We start from the raw sequence: 15,782 nt of genomic DNA, 5'->3' as shown, positions 1-15,782 counted from the left end.
GCTCAGTCCGCGGCGATCACCCGCCCGGGGTTGAACAACCCCAGCGGATCGAACAGGCGCTTGATGCTTGCCATCATCGCCATCTCGTTGGCCGGTTTGTACCGGCCAATCGATCCCACCCGCAGTTGTCCCACGCCATGCTCGGCGGAGATCGACCCGTTCATGCGCGCCACCACGTCGTATACCGCGCCTGACACTGCCTTCTCCGAATTGCGCATGGCTTGGTAGGCCGACGCGTCCGCGCCCGGCGGCGTCGACACGTTGTAGTGCAGGTTGCCGTCGCCCACATGGCCAAACACGAAGATGCGCGCGTTGGGCAAAACGCCATGCACCGCCGTCTGCGCCGCGTCGATGAACTCACCGATGCGCGAGATCGGCAGCGAGATGTCATGCTTGATGTTCTCGCCGTCGATGGACTGCGCTTCGGGCAGATGATGCCGGATCTGCCAGAACGACGCCGACTGCGCCAGCGTCGACGCAATGGCCGCATCCGTGACGATGCCCGCCTCGAAGGCCGCCTCCATCAACGCCTCGAATCGCGCCGTGGCATGGGCCGCGCTTTCGGCGTCGCTTGATTCCAGCAGCACGTAGTACGGCGCCTTGGCGGGCACGGGGCTGCGCGCGCCGGGCGTGTGTTGCAGCACCAGTTCCACCGCCGGACCGCTGATCAGTTCAAAGGCCGTCAGGCTGGCCGACAGGTACGACTGCGCCAGCGACAGCAGTTGCACGGCGCTTTGCGGATCCGGCACGGCGGCGAAGGCCGTCATCTGCGCGGCGGGGCGCGGATACAGCTTGACGGTGGCGGCCGTGATGATGCCCAGCGTGCCCTCCGCGCCAATGAAAAGCTGCTTCAGGTCGTACCCGGTGTTGTCCTTGCGCAGTCCGCGCAATCCGTTCCAGATCTGCCCGTCGGGCGTCACCACTTCCAGACCCAGGCACAGGTCGCGCGCGTTGCCATAGCGCAGCACCTGGATGCCGCCGGCGTTGGTGGCCAGGTTGCCGCCCAAGGTGCAGCTTCCTTCCGCGCCCAGGCTCAACGGAAACAGCCGGTCCGCCTGGGCGGCGGCCTCTTGGACGTTGGCCAGCACGGCGCCCGCCTGCGCGGTCAAGGTGTTGTTGTAGCGGTCCACATCCAAAATGGCGTTCATGCGGGCCAGCGACAGCACAATACTGTGCCCGCCGCTGTCCGGCACGCTGCCGCCGACCAGGCCCGTATTGCCCCCTTGCGGATAGATGGCGACGCGACGCTCACGGCACCAATGCACCAGCCTGGCCACGTCCTCGGTGCTGTCGGGCTGCGCCAGCGCCAGGGTGCGGCCCGTCCACCGCTTGCGGTAGTCGGTCAGGTGCGGCGCCAGGGCGTCGGCGTCGTCCAGCACGCGCCCCTGAAAGGCGGCGCGCAATGAGGCTTTGATGTCTTCGTCAGGCATGGCCGGCTCTTTCGTCGTGTCAGTTGGAGGAAGCGCCCGCGGCTTGCACCACGGCTTTCCACTTCTCGATCTCGGTGCCGATGAAGGCGTTGAATTCAGCGGGACCCTTGACGGACGGCACCGCGCCCAGCTCGATCACGCGCTTCTGCATATCGGGGTCGGCCATGGCCTTCTCGATAGCCTGATCGATCCGGTTCACGATGGGCGCGGGCGTGCCTGCCGGGGCCAGCACGCCAAACCACGAACCCGCCTCGAAATTAGGCACCCCGGCCTCGGCCATGGTGGGCACATCGGGCAGATTGGTGCTGCGTTCGGCGCTGGTCACCGCCAACGCGCGCAGCGTGCCGTTCTTGATGAAGGGCAGCGAGGTCGGCAGGTTGTCGAACATCAGATGCACCTGGCCGCCGACCAGGTCAGTCACCGCCGCGGCACTGCCCTTGTACGGCACGTGGACCATGTCGACACCCGTGCGGCTCTTGAACATCTCACCCGACAGATGGATCGAACTGCCCGCGCCGCTGGACGCAAAGCTCAGCTTGCCCGGATTCTTCTTGCCGTACGCGATCAGTTCCTGCACCGACTTCACCGGCAGGCTGGCCGTCACCGCCAGCACGTTGGGAACGGAAGCCACCAGCGTGATCGGCGCAAAATCCGCCGGCTTGAACCGGATGTCCTTGTAGATGGCGTAGTTGATGGCCTGCGTGCCCACCGTGCCCATCAACAGCGTGTAGCCGTCGGCATCGGCGCGCGCCACGAAGTCCGCGGCGATGTTGCCTGCCGCGCCCGGACGGTTCTCGACCACGACGGGCTGACCCACCGCTTTCTCGATGTGCGGGGCGATCAGGCGGGCCACCACGTCGGTGTTCCCGCCCGCCGAGAACGGGATGACCATGCGGATAGGCTTGGTCGGCCAGTTGTCCGCGGCGCTCGCGCCCGCCGATGCGGCCAGCGCGATCAGACCCGCGCACGCGTAGGCAATGCCCTGCTTGGTGCTCTTGAACATGTTGTCTCCTTGCTTATGGTTTTTGATGTTCGGTACTGCTGTGCATCCCGCAACGCCGCAGAAACGGCGTCCGGGAAATTCGGTCAACCCGCCTCGGCCAGGGTGCGCTTCAGGCGTTCAAGCAGCAGATCGATCTCGGCATGGTCGGTCGCGTCCAGCTTCGGACCCGGCCGGCGCATGCCCGCATGCTTGATCGCGCCTCGGCGTTTCATGATTTCCTTGCGGACGGCGACGCCCCATTGACTCTGGTTCTCGTAGCTCAGCAAGGGCAGGTAGCGGTCGAACACCGCGTGGGCTTCATCGACACGGCCTGCCGTGTACAGCGAGTACACCTGCGACAGCATCTCGGGATGCGAGAACCCGGCCATCGGCCCGTCAATGCCGCGGCCCATTTCCAGCGGCAGGAACATCGCGTTGTTGCCGGTCAGAATGGCGACCCGGCGGCCGGGCAGGGCGCGCAGCTTGGTGATCTTGGTGATGCTGGGCAGGTCCTCTTCCTTGACGGCCTGAATCTGCGGATGCCGCTCGATCAACTGGCCGATCACCGGCACCGACATCCAGGTGCCTGTCGAAAACGGAAAGTCCTGCAGCACCGTCGGCACGTTGCCGATCCGGTCAAACACGGCCTCGAAGTAGGACAACACTTCCTGCTCCGTGCGCAACCCGCCCGGCGGCGCGATCATCACGCCTGCGGCCCCGGCATCCATCACCTGACCGGTCAGCTCGGCCATCTGCGCCACGCTGCTGTTGCTCACGCCCACCACGACCGGTTTGCCCTTGGCCCGCGCGATGAACCGCGACGCGACTGCCAGCGATTCCGCCGGTGTGAGCTTGTTGGACTCGCCGGCCACGCCCAGCACGGTCAGGCCGTTGGCGCCGTGCGAAAAATAAAAGTCGGTCAGCGAGTCGACGCTATCCAGATCGATGGCGCCATTTTCCTGAAATGGCGTCTGCGCAACGATGTACACGCCACGGGCTTGGTCAAGCATGTTGTCTCCTGATCTTGGTGTGAGTATCGGCAAATATTAGCGCTAATATTTTATTAGCGCTAATATTTGCCGATAGGGAATTTCCCCAGGAAATTTGTCGCTTCCGATCAGATCACGGTGCGGTTCAACGTGGGCGGGACAGGCGAAGCGTCAGGCGCTCTGACGCCGCATCAACGTGAATCCCACATCGACCCGCAGGCCCTCGTTGGCCTGTCCGTCCAGGCGGTCGATGATGGCGCGCGCCGCCTGCTCGCCAATCAACGAGCCGTCAATGCGCACGGTCGTCAAAGGCGGGGTGGTGGCCGCCGCGTAGGCCTGATCGCCGAATCCCACGACGGCCAGGTCGCCCGGCACCTGTCTGCCCAGCGCCGCGGCTTCCAGCAACACGCCCATGGCAATCATGTCGGTGCTGCACACCACGGCATCGGCATCGGGCACGCGCGACAGCAGTTCGGCCAGACCGCTGCGGCCCGCGCCCATCGTGGCGGGGGCGGGGATCAGCACGTGGGGCGTATCAGCGTCCGCGTCGATCAAGCGCAACTTGCGCGCTGCCGCCGTGAAACCCTGCAACCGGCGACCCGCGCGCGGATCGTTGCCGATGACGGCCACGGGCCGCCGCCTTCCGGTTTCGGACAGAAACTGCGCCACGCAAGCGCCCGCAGCCTCGTGCGAAAAACCGATCAGCATGTCGACCGGATCGTCATTCCAATCCCAGGCTTCCACGACGGGAATGCGCGCCGCGCGCAACTGCGTGCGTCCCGTCGGGGTCAGCACCGTGCGCATCATGACCACGCCATCGGGCCGCCGGCCCAGGATCGCTTGCAGGGCGGGCACTTCCAGCTCGGGTTCGTAGCCGCTTTCGGTCAGCATCATTTGATACCCGTGCCGGCTCAGATGCAGGCTGAGCGTCTGCAACGCCTCCAGAAACACCGGGCTGCCCAGCGTGGGCACCGTCACCGCCACCAGACGGCTGCGGCCGCTGGCCAGCCCGCCGGCCACCAGGTCCTGCACATATCCGGTCTGGGCGATGGCGTCGTGGATCAGCTTGACCGTGCGTTCAGGCACGTTCTCGGGGGCGTTCAGCACGCGCGACACCGTGTGCATCGACATGCCCGCCACGCGCGCGACGTCGGCAATGGTCACCCGGCCGGATCCACGCCGAGGCGCGCGGCTGGTGGCAGGCTTGCTGCGACGCTCAGTGGGAGGGGTAGGCAATGCGGCCTCGCTGGGATCAGGGTAGGCCGGATTGTACCGAGCCGCCGCCATGAAAAAGCGCCCGCCGCGGCATGGGCCGCAGCGGGCGCCATTGTGGCGCACGCAGGGATCAGGCGAAGTCGAGCACGATGCGGCCTTCGATCTGGCCCTGCTTCATGCGGTCGAACACGCTGTTGATGTTTTCCAGGCTTTCGGTGGCGACCGTGGCGTGGACCTTGCCTTCTTCGGCAAACTGCAGCGACTCCTGCAGATCCAGCCGGGAACCGACAATGGAGCCGCGCACGGTCACGCCGTTCAGCACCATGTCGAAGATCGACAGCGGGAAGTCCCCCGGCGGCAGCCCATTCAGCGAGATCGTGCCGCCCCGGCGCACCATGCCGAGCGCCTGCTCGAAAGCCTTGGGCGACACCGCGGTGATCAACGCACCATGCGCGCCGCCGATCTCCCGTTTCAGGTACGCAGCCGGATCCGTGGTCCGCGCATTGACGGTGACTTCGGCGCCCAGGCGGCGCGCGAAGTCCAGCTTGGCGTCGTCGATATCCACCGCGGCGACGTTCAGGCCCATCGCCTTCGCGTATTGCACCGCCATGTGGCCCAAGCCGCCGATCCCCGAGATGACCACCCAGTTGCCCGGGCGCGTGTCCGTCATCTTCAGGCCCTTGTACACGGTGACGCCGGCGCACAGGATCGGGGCCACGTCGACGAAGCCGACGCTCTTGGGCAAGAGGCCCACGTAATCGGCGGCCGCCAGCGCGTATTCAGCGAAGCCGCCGTTGACGGAGTAACCCGTGTTCTGCTGCGATTCGCACAGGGTTTCCCAGCCGCCCAGGCAGTGTTCGCAATGGCCGCAAGCGGAGTACAGCCAGGGGATTCCGACGCGGTCGCCTTCCTTGACGTGGGTGACGCCAGCACCCGCGGCGACGACGTAGCCGACGCCCTCGTGGCCGGGAATGAAAGGGGGATTGGGTTTGACGGGCCAGTCGCCCTCAACGGCGTGCAGGTCCGTGTGACAGACGCCGCAGGCTTCGATCTTTACCAGGAGCTCGCCGGGACCTGGGCGCGGCACGGCGACTTCTTCGATTACCAGCGGTTGGCCAAACGCGCGTGCCACTGCGGCCTTCATGGTCTTGTTCATCACTACCTCCGAAGTCTGATCAGTTTCACTATGCTCGGCCGCTTGGTCGGCCAAAGCCATGATGTACATCAATCAGCGCGGGAAGGTACAACTCGTCACCCAGTCGGGGCCGTATTGCGGGCGGCGCGGCAATCGTCGTACAGTCGTTTGCAGGCGCGCCGGTCCCGGCAGCGTGTCGCCGATGCCCAGGAGCCTCCCATGTGTGAAATCTTCATCCGCGCCACCGAGCACTCCTATGCCTGCGAAACCCGATCGCTGCGCCTGCATGGCGTGGCGACCAGCCTGCGGCTCGAGCACCTGTTCTGGCAGGTCCTTGAAGAAATCGCCGGGCGGGACGGCATGCGGGTCACGCAACTGATCGAACGCCTGTACGACGAACTGGTCGAGTACCGCGGCGAGGCCGCCAACTTCACCTCGTTCCTGCGCGTGTGCTGCCTTCGGTATCAGCTGCTGCAGGCCGACGGCCGGATCCCGCGCGACGCCAGCGTGCCGATTCAATCGCTCAATGCAAAAGCCGTTCTGGAAGGGCTGCCGCCGTCGCTGTGCGACGCCCAGCCGGTCCCGGCAAAGCGCCGCGCGGCATGACGCACGCGTCCATGCGGCCGGCGAGGGCAGGACGCCCGGCCGAGTAACGGCAGCGCCCCGGCCCGGCCATTCGTCAGGCCTACCATTCGTCAGGCCTGCTGCCTGGCCCGCAACCCGCGCAGCAACAGCTCCAATGCCGCAATGCCGCGCGCCAGCCGTGCATTGCCGTCTTCGCCGTCGGCAATCCAGAACGCGGCCTCGGCCAGACTGCCGTAAATCAGCGACGCCAGCGCCTGCGCATCCGCGTCGGCCACAACCCCTTGCTGGATGAGGTTGTCGATCAGGCGCCGCATCGATTCGACGCAGTGGCGTTGGGATTCCGGCGATGCGCCGCCCAGGACCGCCGTGGCGTCGCGTAGCACGATGCGCTGAATCTCAGGCTCCAGCGCCATTTCCAGATAGGCATGGCAGCGTTTGCGAAAGCCTTCCCAAGCGTCGTCGGCGCCGTCCGAGATCGTCTGCAGGCGTGCATCCATCTCGGCGTCGATCTGCGCCACGACAGCCGTCAGCAATCCCTTCTTGTCGCCGAAGTGGTGATATAGCGCGCCACGGGTCAGTCCCGCCTGCGCGGTGAGGTCGTCCATCGAAGTGGCGGCATAGCCATGCGCCGCGAAGCACTGTCTAGCCGTTGCGAGCAGCGTGGCGCGGGTTTCTTCCATCTCGGCGCGCGTGCGGCGAACCATCCCTCTCTCCTTACATACGGAACGTATGATTATTTACAAACAGCCCGTATGAATATAGGATTCTATTCATACGGACTGTTTGTATTGTCGCTGGCCGGCCGTTCAGCGGCAAGCCGATACCTGCTGGAGAGCTGAATGACCAACCCTTATGGCGACCTTTTCGCCGCCCGCGGCACGCGGGGCTTTGCCTTGGCGGGCCTGTTGGCGCGGGTCCCGCTGCCGATGACCGGCATCGGCATCATCACCATGCTGTCGCAACTGCGCGGCAGCTATGCCTTGGCGGGGGCCGTATCCGCCACCTTTGTGCTGACCTATGCGCTGCTGTCGCCGCACGTTTCCCGCCTGGTGGACCGCCATGGGCAAACGCGCGTACTGCCCGCCGCCACGGCGGTAAGCGTCATCGGCTTTCTGATTCTGCTCGGCGGCGCGTGGTGGCAGGCGGGGGACTGGACCCTGTTTGCCGGCGCCGTGCTGGCGGGATTCATGCCGAGCATGTCTGCAATGGTGCGGGCGCGCTGGGCGGCGCTGTACCGCGGCCAGCCGCGTTTGCAGACGGCTTATTCGCTGGAAACCGTGCTCGACGAAGTCACGTTCATCGCCGGACCGCCGTTGTCGGTCGGACTGTCGGTGGTGGCGTTTCCTCAGGCCGGTCCGCTGGCCGCGGCACTGCTGCTGATGCTTGGCGTGTTCGCGCTGGTCGTGCAGCGTGGCACCGAACCACCCGTCCAGGCGCAAGACGCCGTCACCGCGGGTTCCGGATCGGTGATCCGATCGGCGCACGTGCGTGTGCTGGCGCTGCTGATGGTGGCGATGGGCGTCATCGTGGGCACGGTGGACATCGTAAGCGTGGCCTTCGCCGAACAGATGGGCCAGCCGGCCGCGGCCAGTCTGGTGCTGTCGGCGTATGCCGTGGGTTCCTGCGCGGCCGGACTGCTGTTCGGCGCGTTCAAGGTAGAGACGCCGCTGCATCGCCTCTTGCTGCTGGGCGGCCTGGCAACCGCAGCCACCACCTTGCCATTCCTGCACGTTGGCAGCATCGCCGCACTGGCTGGGGCGGTGCTGATCGCCGGGGCATTCTTCGCGCCGACCATGATCGTGGCCATGTCGCTGGTCGAGCGCCTGGTGCCCGAGCAACGCCTGACCGAGGGCATGACCTGGCTGCTGGCAGGATTTAATGTCGGCGTTGCGCTGGGCGCTGCGCTTTCCGGCCACGTGGTGGATGGCGATGGCGCCAGGGCGGGCTTTACTGTCGCGCTCGGCGCAGGCGCGGTGGTGATGCTTGTGGCGTTGTGGGGGCATCGGCGCCTGCGCGTCCATGGCTTGTCGGCATGGAGGACCGCGTGATGGCGGCCCGGTCGTTGTGGCTGGCCGTCGGCGCGGCCAGTCTTGCCACTTTCTCCGTCGTGACCACGGAAATGCTTCCGGTCGGCCTGCTGACGCCCATTGCCGACACGCTGCGCATCTCCACGGGAACGGCCGGGCTGACAATCTCGTTGCCCGCGTTGCTGGCTGCGCTGTTCGCGCCGTTGGTGGTGATCGCGTCGGGGGGCATGGATCGGCGCAAGATCCTGAGCGGGCTGCTGGGCCTGCTGGTGATCGCCAACTTGGGGGCGGCACTCGCGCCCGGCCTGGGATGGCTGCTCGCGGCGCGCGTCCTCGTCGGATTCTGCATGGGAGGCATATGGGCCATCGCTGGCGGCCTCGCAGCGCGGCTCGTTCCGCACCGCGCGGTCGGCTTGGCGACATCCATCATCTTTGGCGGCGTCGCCGCCGCATCCGTGATGGGCGTGCCGCTTGGCTCGCTGATTGGCGAACTCGCCGGGTGGCGCTGGGCCTTCGCCGGCATGGCCGTGTTCAGCGCGCTGGTGCTGGCGCTTCATCTTGCCGTCATGCCCGCGCTGCCCGTTGCCAGTTCGGCTGATGTGCGCCAGTTCGGCGCGCAACTGGCCAATCGCGGATTGCAGGCGGGGCTGCTGCTGACGTTGTTGCTGGTGGCCGGGCACTTCACGGCCTTCACCTTCGTGCGTCCGCTCTTGCTGTCGGTGTCGGGATTCGACGCGCAATGGATTGGCGCGCTGCTGTTTGCCTATGGACTTGCAGGCATCGCCGGCAACTTTCTCGCTGGCATCGCCGCGGCACAGCGTACCGTGCCGACCTTGATGGCGATTGCGCTGGGGCTGCTGCTGACACCGGCGCTGTTCCTGGTCGTGGGTGGTCTTCCTATCGGGGGTGGGGTGGCGCTCGCGGTATGGGGCCTGGCCTATGGCGGCGTGTCTGTCGGCCTGATGACCTGGATGATGAAGGCCGCGCCGGGGAATGTCGAAGTCGCCACCGCGCTGTATGTCGGCGTGTTCAATATCGGCATTTCACTTGGATCGTGGGCAGGCGGCCAGATCGTCGATGGCTTCGGGTTGACCGGCACTCTGTTTGCCGCCGCAGGATTGGCAACTGCGGCGTTGCTGGTGCTGACGCTGTATGCCGGCCTGAGGGAGCAAGGCGCGAAAGCCGGCTCTGAACGCGAACCCGGCAAGTGCAGCACGGGAGTGCGCGCCAAATGAGAAAAGGGCCCGATGCAATCGGGCCCTTCATCATTACCGCGCGCAATGGTCAGCCAGTCATCAGCCGCCCGCGCCAATCGACGCCATGGCCACTTCGCTCTGCACGATGCGACGGATGCGCACGGCATCGCCGATACGCGAGAGCTTGCCCTGCGAATCCAGCAGCACGATCGCCAGGTCGCGGCCGTTGATGCGCGCCAGCATCACCAGGCATTCGCCCGCTTCGTTGATGTAGCCGGTCTTGGACACCTTGATGTCCCAGTCGGGCTTGCGCACCAGCAGGTTGGTGTTGCGGAAGGTTTGCGTGCGGTTGTTGATCTCGACCTCGTACTCCGTATCGGTGGAGTAGCGGTGGATCAGCGGACGCTGCGACGCCGCGCGCAACAGGCGCGCCAGATCATGCGGCGACGACACGTTGTTGCTGGACAGGCCGGTGGGCTCGATGAACCGCGTGTTGGTCATGCCCAGCGACTGCGCCTTCGCATTCATGGCGGCTACGAATGCCCGCAGCCCGCCGGGATAGTGGCGGCCCAGCGCGTTGGCGGCGCGATTCTCGGAGGACATCAGCGCCAGATGCAGCATGTCGCCGCGCGACAGCTTGGTGCCCACGCGCAGGCGCGACGTCGTGTGCTTGAGTTCGTCGACGTCGTCGTCGGTGATCTCAAGCATTTCGTCCATCGGCAGGTTGGCGTCCACGACGACGACGGCGGTCATCAGCTTCGAGATCGAAGCGATGGGGCGCACGACGTTTTCGTTTTTGGCGAAGATGACCGTGGAGGTTTCCAGGTCTTGCACGTAGGCAGTGCTGGACCGCAGCGCGGCCGCTTCGGCGCGTGCCGAGGCGGCGGGCGGCGGCATCGCGGCGCTGGCCGCGGCGGCTGCGGCAACGCGCCGGCCGCGAGCGGCCTTGTCCGCCTTGCCACCCTTGCCGCTCTTACCCGACGCGCCGGCCTTCTTGGACGGCGTGCCTTTCGCGGCGACCTGCTTGCCGCCCTTGGGCGGTGCCTTCTTGGCCGACGAGGATTTGGGAGGCGCCTTCTTGGCGGACGGCGCCGCCTGCTTGGCGGCGGCGCTCTTGCCCGAGCCCGCCTTGGGCGCGGAGGCTTTCTTTGCTTGTTGCGCCTTGCAGGCCGCCGATTTGGCGTTGGTCTTGCAAGGATCGGAGTTCTTGGCTGCTTGTGCCGCAGGGGGCAGGAGCGCGCACACCGCCAGCGCGGCAGGCGCTAGGGCTTTCGCAATTGCACGTGTCCAGGAAAAGGCCATGGTTGAGCAGGCTTAGCGGTCTGTGAACAAATATTTCTTAAGCCGGCGTTTCGTCGGATCAGGAAAAGTCCAGATGAATTATGGGCTTACGCGTCGAATTTAAACAGCAATTTCAAGTGTCACGCAAGGCGATTTGCGACGTTTACCGAAAAAAATATCAGTGACATATTGACGCAGCAGCAATTGGTCACATGTCGGAAGTCGCAAAGCTAACCGCGCGGCGCGCAAGAGCGTAGCCCGGATTAACCCTCATCTGGCTGAATGGGTGGACTTTTTTGAGCAGAGACGGCGCGCAAGGCCGAGGCTTGAGTGGCCTCGCCGGGTGGAATCGAACCACCAATTGACCCTTAGGAGGGGCCGGTTATATCCATTTAACTACGGCGAGCGGGGCGGGGTGCGCGAGACGCTTGTGCCACTGAGGGCGGCAAGCGGGCGCCAGCGTGGGCGCGCTTTGCACTAAGGCCTTGAAATTGCTGCGGAACTTGCGAGCCGAAGTTTAGCACTGCGGACGCGGACTTCGAAGCAGGACGCAAGTCTATCAGCAGGCGCGGCAACCCCCAAATCCTTGGGCTTTGCGCGGACGCCCTGCAATCGCCGCCTGCGCGAAGCTTGTTGCGCCAACGCGGGTATTCACAGACCCGTATGCCGACTTGTATATGATGATTGCGTCCCGCCGCTGCGCGGGGCCGCCCCGAGGAGGGGGCGCAAACCCAAAAACAACCAGACACGGGTTTCATGTCTAGCCAAACCGATACGATTTCCGCACGCACCATTGCCTTGGGCACCCTGGTCGTGCTGCTTGCCATGGGGGTGCGCGCCACCTTCGGGCTCTTCATGCAGCCGATGGGGCTGACGCACGGCTGGAGCCGCGAAGTGTTTTCCATGGCCTTCGCCCTGCAGAACCTGGTGTGGGGAGTGGCCTGTATCTTCATGGGCATGCTGGCCGACCGCTACGGTTCGGGCCGCACCATTGCCCTGGGCGCGCTGCTGTACATGCTGGGCCTCATCGGCACGCGCTTTGCCACCGACGAGGCCACGCTTTATCTGACGGCCGGTGTGCTGGTCGGACTGGGCCAGGCGGGCACGACATTCCCCGTCATCCTGCCCGTGGTGGCGCGCGCCGTGCCGCCCGCCTACCGCAGCACGGCGATGGGCATTGCGAGCGCGGGCGGCTCGCTGGGCCAATTCGCCGTGGTGCCCACCGGACAACTGCTCATCTCCGGCCTCGACTGGACGGGCGCGCTATGGGTGCTGTCGCTCTTCGTGGCGTGCGCCGCGCCGCTCGCGTACTTCCTGCGCGGCCGGCCGCAAGCGCACGTCGGTCCGCAGCAATCCCTCGGCACCGCCATCAAGCAGGCCGTGCGCCACCCGTCGTTCCACTTCCTGTTCTGGAGCTACTTCGTCTGCGGCTTTCACACCGCGTTCATCACCCTGCATTTGCCGGCGTATGTGACCGACGGCGGGCTGACGGCCGGGCAGGGCGCCACGGCGATCGCGCTCATTGGCCTGTTCAACGTTGTCGGGTCGTTCTACGCCGGCAAGCTTGGCGGCAAGTACAGCAAGAAGCGCCTGCTGGCGGTGGTGTACTTCATGCGGGCGTTCGGCATCCTGTTGCTGCTGTCGGTGCCGCTGACGCCGTGGGTGTTGTACGCGTTTGCCGCGTGGATGGGCTTGTTCTGGCTGGGCACCGTGCCGTTGACGCAGGGACTCATCGGACAGATCTATGGCCTGCGCTACGCGGCCACGCTGTCGGGCATCGTGTTCCTCGGCCACCAGTTGGGCAGCTTCATTGGCGTATGGCTCGGCGGCTACGCCTACGCCAAGACCGGCAGCTATGACCTGGTCTGGTGGGTGGGCGTTGCACTGGCCGTCATCGCCGCGCTGCTGTGCCTACCCGTGCGCGAACAGCCGGTGACGCCGGCTCAGCCCGCAACGGCCTGATCACGACACACCGGAACCGCGCCATGAACCCCAGCCCGCATCCCGAAGCCCCGCGCCGCAAAGGCTGGCGCGCTGTCGGCATGCTGGCGCTGGCCGCGGTGCTGGGGCTGGCGTTCTGGGGATACACCACGCCCGAGATGCAGATCCATTGGGAAAACCTGGCCGCGCTCTGCGGGTTTTGACAGGGCTCGGCTTACCGCAATCGGCGCATTTCGCCGGCCGGCTCGCGGTATCCTACGGCGGAGATTTCTCTCCGCCTTTTTCATGTCTTTTATCTTTCGCGTGGCGCCTGCCGCGCGCGCCCTTGGATGACCATGCAGGACGCAGCGCCCACCTACTCCGATCTCTCGTTGCCGGACATCGCCAGTCTGCCTGCGGCGGATACGCTTGTCCTGACGGTGAACAACCGCCTGTCGCGCCGCCTCACGCTCGAGCTCGCCGGATTGCTGCGCCAGGAGCGCCAGGTCAGCGAACTGCCGCGCATCCTGCCGTTGTCCGCCTGGCTTGCTGAATCCGCCAACGAACTCGCGTTCGAATCCGACGAAGACGTGCCTGCCTATCGGCTCGACAGTTTCGCCACGCAGCTTGTCTGGACCGAAGCGATCCGCATCGAAGAAGCCGAACGCGTCCTGCTGGACGCCAGCCAGGCTGCGCGGCTGTCGATGGATGCCGACCTGCTCATGGACGAATGGGCGCTGCAGGTGCCGTCCGGCGCGGACACCGACGAGTACCGCGGGTTCGCGAGATGGCGCGAGCGCTATCGCCAGACGCTTGCCGGCATCGATGCCGAAGACGCGAACCAAGGTTATGCGCGTGTGCTGCGCGCGCTTGAAGCCGGCCGCCTTGCCACGCCGCGGCAATTGGTGCTTGCCGGATTCACGGATATCTCTCCGCGCTTTCAGCGCCTGTTGCTCGCATTCGAGGCGCAGGGCACCGACGTCGCGCAATGGCGCGACACCCAGCGCGTGCAAGCGGTCGCGCATCGCTTCGAGGCCGCGGACCAAGGCGCCGAATGGCGCGCCGCTGCAGATTGGGCAGCCAGCCACTTGAAGGCCAATCCCTCCGGCCGCTACGCCATCGTCTCGCCGCAACTCGAGGCCGAATCCCCCTTTGCTCGCCGCGTGCTGAGCCAGGCGCTGGCCGGGCGCGACGGCGCGCCGGCGTTTGCATTCAACGTTGCCGTGGGCCGTCCGCTCGACGAATGGCCCATGGCACGCGCGGCGCTGGCGTGGCTGCGGGCCTTGGCCGAATGCGCGCCCGGCAAGGGATGTGGCGTCGACGTGCTGGGCGCCGCGCTGCTCGCGGGGCATTGCGCCGGTGACGTGCGCGACCGCGCGCGTCTTGCGGCCATCGACGCGCGCTGGCGTCGTCAGGGCAAGCTGCACGTTGAACCGCAAGCGTGGCGCAAGCTGCTCGCTGACATTCCGGCGTTGGCGCAGGCGTGGAACCACGCCACAGAGATCTGGACGCAGGGCGGCAACAAGGCCACGTGCGATGTCTGGATGCTGCGCATGAAGGCCGCATTGACGGCGCTGGGCTTTCCGGGCGAAGCGCCACTGGACAGCGTGGGGTATCAGGTCATGGGAGCGCTTGGCGATGCGCTCGGCAGCTTTTCGGCGCTGGCGCCTGCGGCCGGCCGCCTGGGCGGCTTGGCGGCGGTGAACCTGCTGGAAAGCGTGGCGCGTTCATCCTCGTTCCAGCCGCAGCGCGATCCGCTCGCGCGGCTGGACGTGCTGGGATTGCTGGAAGCCGAAGGCGGCTCTTGGGATGGCGTCTGGCTGCTGGGCCTGACGGACGACGTGTTGCCCGCTTCGCCCAAGCCGAACCCGCTGCTGCCCCTCGCAGTCCTGCGCCAGGCAAGCGCGCCACGCGCCACGCCCGAGCGCGAGCGCGAATGGGCGGAAGGCATGTACGCCGCACTCTGCCGCTGCGCGCCGGACATCATCGTCAGCCACGCACACATGGACGGCGAGCGCGAACTGCGCCCATCACCGCTGATTGCCGCGCTTTCCATCACTGATTGGACGCCGGCCTTGACCGACGCGCAGGCCGCCTTGCCGCAGGAATCGCTCGATGATTCGCAAGGGCCGCCGCTGGCGGCCGGCAACCGCGGCGGGGGCGGGCTGGATGTGCTGGACACGCAGGCGCGCAATCCGCTGTGGGCTTTCGTGCGCCATCGCCTTGGCGGGCGCGAACTCGCCCCTTATGCGGACGCCGCCACCGTGAACGTGCGCGGTCAGTTCTTGCACAAGGCGCTCGAAGTGGTGTGGGGCATGATGCCCGACCAGGATGCGCTGCACGAGCAGCTCGCGGCGGGCCGCCTGCCGGCGCTGCTGGAGCAGGCGGTGGCCCAGGCCGCGGACGAAGAACTCAAGGACTACGCGCCGGCCTTGCGGGCGCTGGAATGCCAGCGCGCGCAGGCCGTGCTGGCGTCGTGGCTCGACCTCGAAGCGCAGCGCATGCCGTTCGCGGTGGCGCAGGTCGAAAAGAACCACCAGTGGCAGCGCGGCGCGCTCAACCTGAAGCTGCGGCTGGACCGCATCGACAGCCTGCCTGATGGCCGCAACGTCATCGTCGACTACAAGACCGGCGTGGCCGCGGCCAAGCCCGAGCCCGACTGGTCGCGCAGCCGTCCCGTGAACGTGCAGTTGCCGTTTTACGCGTCCGTGCTGGCCGACGCCGCCGGCGGCGAAGCCGCGGGTCTGGTGCTGGCGCAGATCCACGCGCGGCAGGTCGCCGCGCAAGGCTTGGCCGACGAAGACCTGGGCATGCCGGGCGTCACGCTCGCCAGCGAAAGCAAATTCTTCGAAGGCCTGTCCTGGCCCGAGATCCGCCAGCGCTGGCGCGTGGCAATCGAATCGCTGGCCGACGAATATGTGGCCGGCTACGCGGCCAACGTCGCGTACCGGCGCGACGACTTGAAATACTGCGATGCCTTGCCGTTCCTGCGCTTGCATCTGGACGACGAGGACGCATGACC

At 66.3% G+C, this 15,782-nt stretch carries 13 protein-coding genes and 1 tRNA gene; 6 read left to right on the top strand and 8 right to left on the bottom strand.

The window, feature by feature from the left end; all coding sequences use genetic code 11:
• Positions 1-2: 2 nt before the first annotated feature.
• The 5 genes from CLM73_RS21480 to adhP all read right to left on the bottom strand — a co-directional run bounded on the left by CLM73_RS21480 (position 3) and on the right by adhP (position 5,772).
• The gene (locus CLM73_RS21480; protein ID WP_105240155.1) at positions 3-1,430 is read right to left on the bottom strand and encodes an FAD-binding oxidoreductase; all 1,428 of its coding nucleotides are present in this window, start codon (positions 1,428-1,430) and stop codon (positions 3-5) included.
• A gap of 19 nt (positions 1,431-1,449) precedes the next feature.
• Positions 1,450-2,433: a Bug family tripartite tricarboxylate transporter substrate binding protein gene (locus CLM73_RS21475; protein ID WP_105240154.1), complete on the bottom strand. Its 984-nt coding sequence runs from the start codon at positions 2,431-2,433 to the stop codon at positions 1,450-1,452.
• Between the two features lie 83 nt (positions 2,434-2,516).
• Positions 2,517-3,422 carry a dihydrodipicolinate synthase family protein gene (locus CLM73_RS21470; protein ID WP_105240153.1) on the bottom strand — a complete coding sequence of 302 codons (906 nt, stop codon included), beginning with the start codon at positions 3,420-3,422 and terminating at the stop codon, positions 2,517-2,519.
• A 150-nt stretch (positions 3,423-3,572) separates the two neighbouring features.
• The gene (locus CLM73_RS21465) at positions 3,573-4,565 is read right to left on the bottom strand and encodes a LacI family DNA-binding transcriptional regulator (protein ID WP_234015708.1); all 993 of its coding nucleotides are present in this window, start codon (positions 4,563-4,565) and stop codon (positions 3,573-3,575) included.
• 181 nt (positions 4,566-4,746) lie between these two features.
• Positions 4,747-5,772 carry an alcohol dehydrogenase AdhP gene (adhP, locus tag CLM73_RS21460; RefSeq protein WP_105240151.1) on the bottom strand — a complete coding sequence of 342 codons (1,026 nt, stop codon included), beginning with the start codon at positions 5,770-5,772 and terminating at the stop codon, positions 4,747-4,749.
• Between the two features lie 198 nt (positions 5,773-5,970).
• On the opposite strand from adhP, the gene CLM73_RS21455 reads away from it, so the two are divergent.
• A complete protein-coding gene (locus CLM73_RS21455; RefSeq protein WP_056570831.1) occupies positions 5,971-6,357 on the top strand; it encodes a ribbon-helix-helix domain-containing protein in 387 nt (128 codons plus the stop codon).
• Positions 6,358-6,446: 89 nt separating this feature from the next.
• Here the strand turns inward: CLM73_RS21455 and CLM73_RS21450 are convergent, their stop codons facing one another.
• The gene (locus tag CLM73_RS21450) at positions 6,447-7,040 is read right to left on the bottom strand and encodes a TetR/AcrR family transcriptional regulator (RefSeq protein WP_105240150.1); all 594 of its coding nucleotides are present in this window, start codon (positions 7,038-7,040) and stop codon (positions 6,447-6,449) included.
• 135 nt (positions 7,041-7,175) lie between these two features.
• On the opposite strand from CLM73_RS21450, the gene CLM73_RS21445 reads away from it, so the two are divergent.
• On the top strand, positions 7,176-8,384 hold the full coding sequence (locus CLM73_RS21445) for an MFS transporter (RefSeq protein WP_105240149.1): 1,209 nt from the start codon (positions 7,176-7,178) through the stop codon (positions 8,382-8,384).
• Positions 8,369-9,598, top strand: coding sequence for an MFS transporter (locus tag CLM73_RS21440; protein WP_105240148.1), 1,230 nt, complete (start codon positions 8,369-8,371; stop codon positions 9,596-9,598). The genes CLM73_RS21445 and CLM73_RS21440 overlap by 16 nt, the downstream gene beginning before the upstream one ends.
• A 60-nt stretch (positions 9,599-9,658) precedes the next feature.
• Here the strand turns inward: CLM73_RS21440 and pbpG are convergent, their stop codons facing one another.
• Entirely contained in the window at positions 9,659-10,861 is a 1,203-nt protein-coding gene (gene pbpG / locus CLM73_RS21435; protein ID WP_234015707.1) for a D-alanyl-D-alanine endopeptidase, read from the bottom strand.
• A gap of 310 nt (positions 10,862-11,171) precedes the next feature.
• Positions 11,172-11,246: transfer RNA gene (locus tag CLM73_RS21425), tRNA-Arg, on the bottom strand.
• A gap of 350 nt (positions 11,247-11,596) precedes the next feature.
• Between CLM73_RS21425 and CLM73_RS21420 the strand changes: the two genes are divergently transcribed.
• From CLM73_RS21420 to CLM73_RS21415, 3 genes are all read left to right on the top strand, one after another.
• On the top strand, positions 11,597-12,802 hold the full coding sequence (locus tag CLM73_RS21420; protein ID WP_105240147.1) for an MFS transporter: 1,206 nt from the start codon (positions 11,597-11,599) through the stop codon (positions 12,800-12,802).
• 23 nt (positions 12,803-12,825) lie between these two features.
• Positions 12,826-12,984, top strand: a complete 159-nt coding sequence (locus CLM73_RS29160; protein WP_199778185.1) for a hypothetical protein — start codon at positions 12,826-12,828, stop codon at positions 12,982-12,984.
• A gap of 126 nt (positions 12,985-13,110) precedes the next feature.
• Positions 13,111-15,780 (top strand): PD-(D/E)XK nuclease family protein, encoded by a 2,670-nt coding sequence (locus tag CLM73_RS21415; RefSeq protein ID WP_418904923.1) that lies wholly within the window; start codon positions 13,111-13,113, stop codon positions 15,778-15,780.
• Positions 15,781-15,782: the final 2 nt, after the last annotated feature.

Origin of the sequence: Achromobacter spanius (assembly GCF_002966795.1) — a bacterium.
GTDB classification, from domain to species: Bacteria; Pseudomonadota; Gammaproteobacteria; order Burkholderiales; family Burkholderiaceae_B; genus Achromobacter; species Achromobacter spanius_D.
The sequence above is the reverse complement of the archived record's forward strand: the minus strand, read 5'-3'. Positions and strand labels throughout refer to the sequence as shown.

What these genes read in the sequence shown, in the direction of transcription:
- CLM73_RS21480 (WP_105240155.1), bottom strand. Translation starts at nt 1,430, where the DNA reads ATGCCTGACGAAGACATCAAAGCCTCATTGCGCGCCGCCTTTCAGGGG.
- CLM73_RS21475 (WP_105240154.1), bottom strand. Translation starts at nt 2,433, where the DNA reads ATGTTCAAGAGCACCAAGCAGGGCATTGCCTACGCGTGCGCGGGTCTG.
- CLM73_RS21470 (WP_105240153.1), bottom strand. Translation starts at nt 3,422, where the DNA reads ATGCTTGACCAAGCCCGTGGCGTGTACATCGTTGCGCAGACGCCATTT.
- adhP (WP_105240151.1), bottom strand. Translation starts at nt 5,772, where the DNA reads ATGAACAAGACCATGAAGGCCGCAGTGGCACGCGCGTTTGGCCAACCG.
- CLM73_RS21455 (WP_056570831.1), top strand. Translation starts at nt 5,971, where the DNA reads ATGTGTGAAATCTTCATCCGCGCCACCGAGCACTCCTATGCCTGCGAA.
- CLM73_RS21450 (WP_105240150.1), bottom strand. Translation starts at nt 7,040, where the DNA reads ATGGTTCGCCGCACGCGCGCCGAGATGGAAGAAACCCGCGCCACGCTG.
- CLM73_RS21445 (WP_105240149.1), top strand. Translation starts at nt 7,176, where the DNA reads ATGACCAACCCTTATGGCGACCTTTTCGCCGCCCGCGGCACGCGGGGC.
- CLM73_RS21440 (WP_105240148.1), top strand. Translation starts at nt 8,369, where the DNA reads ATGGAGGACCGCGTGATGGCGGCCCGGTCGTTGTGGCTGGCCGTCGGC.
- pbpG (WP_234015707.1), bottom strand. Translation starts at nt 10,861, where the DNA reads ATGGCCTTTTCCTGGACACGTGCAATTGCGAAAGCCCTAGCGCCTGCC.
- CLM73_RS21420 (WP_105240147.1), top strand. Translation starts at nt 11,597, where the DNA reads ATGTCTAGCCAAACCGATACGATTTCCGCACGCACCATTGCCTTGGGC.
- CLM73_RS29160 (WP_199778185.1), top strand. Translation starts at nt 12,826, where the DNA reads ATGAACCCCAGCCCGCATCCCGAAGCCCCGCGCCGCAAAGGCTGGCGC.
- CLM73_RS21415 (WP_418904923.1), top strand. Translation starts at nt 13,111, where the DNA reads ATGACCATGCAGGACGCAGCGCCCACCTACTCCGATCTCTCGTTGCCG.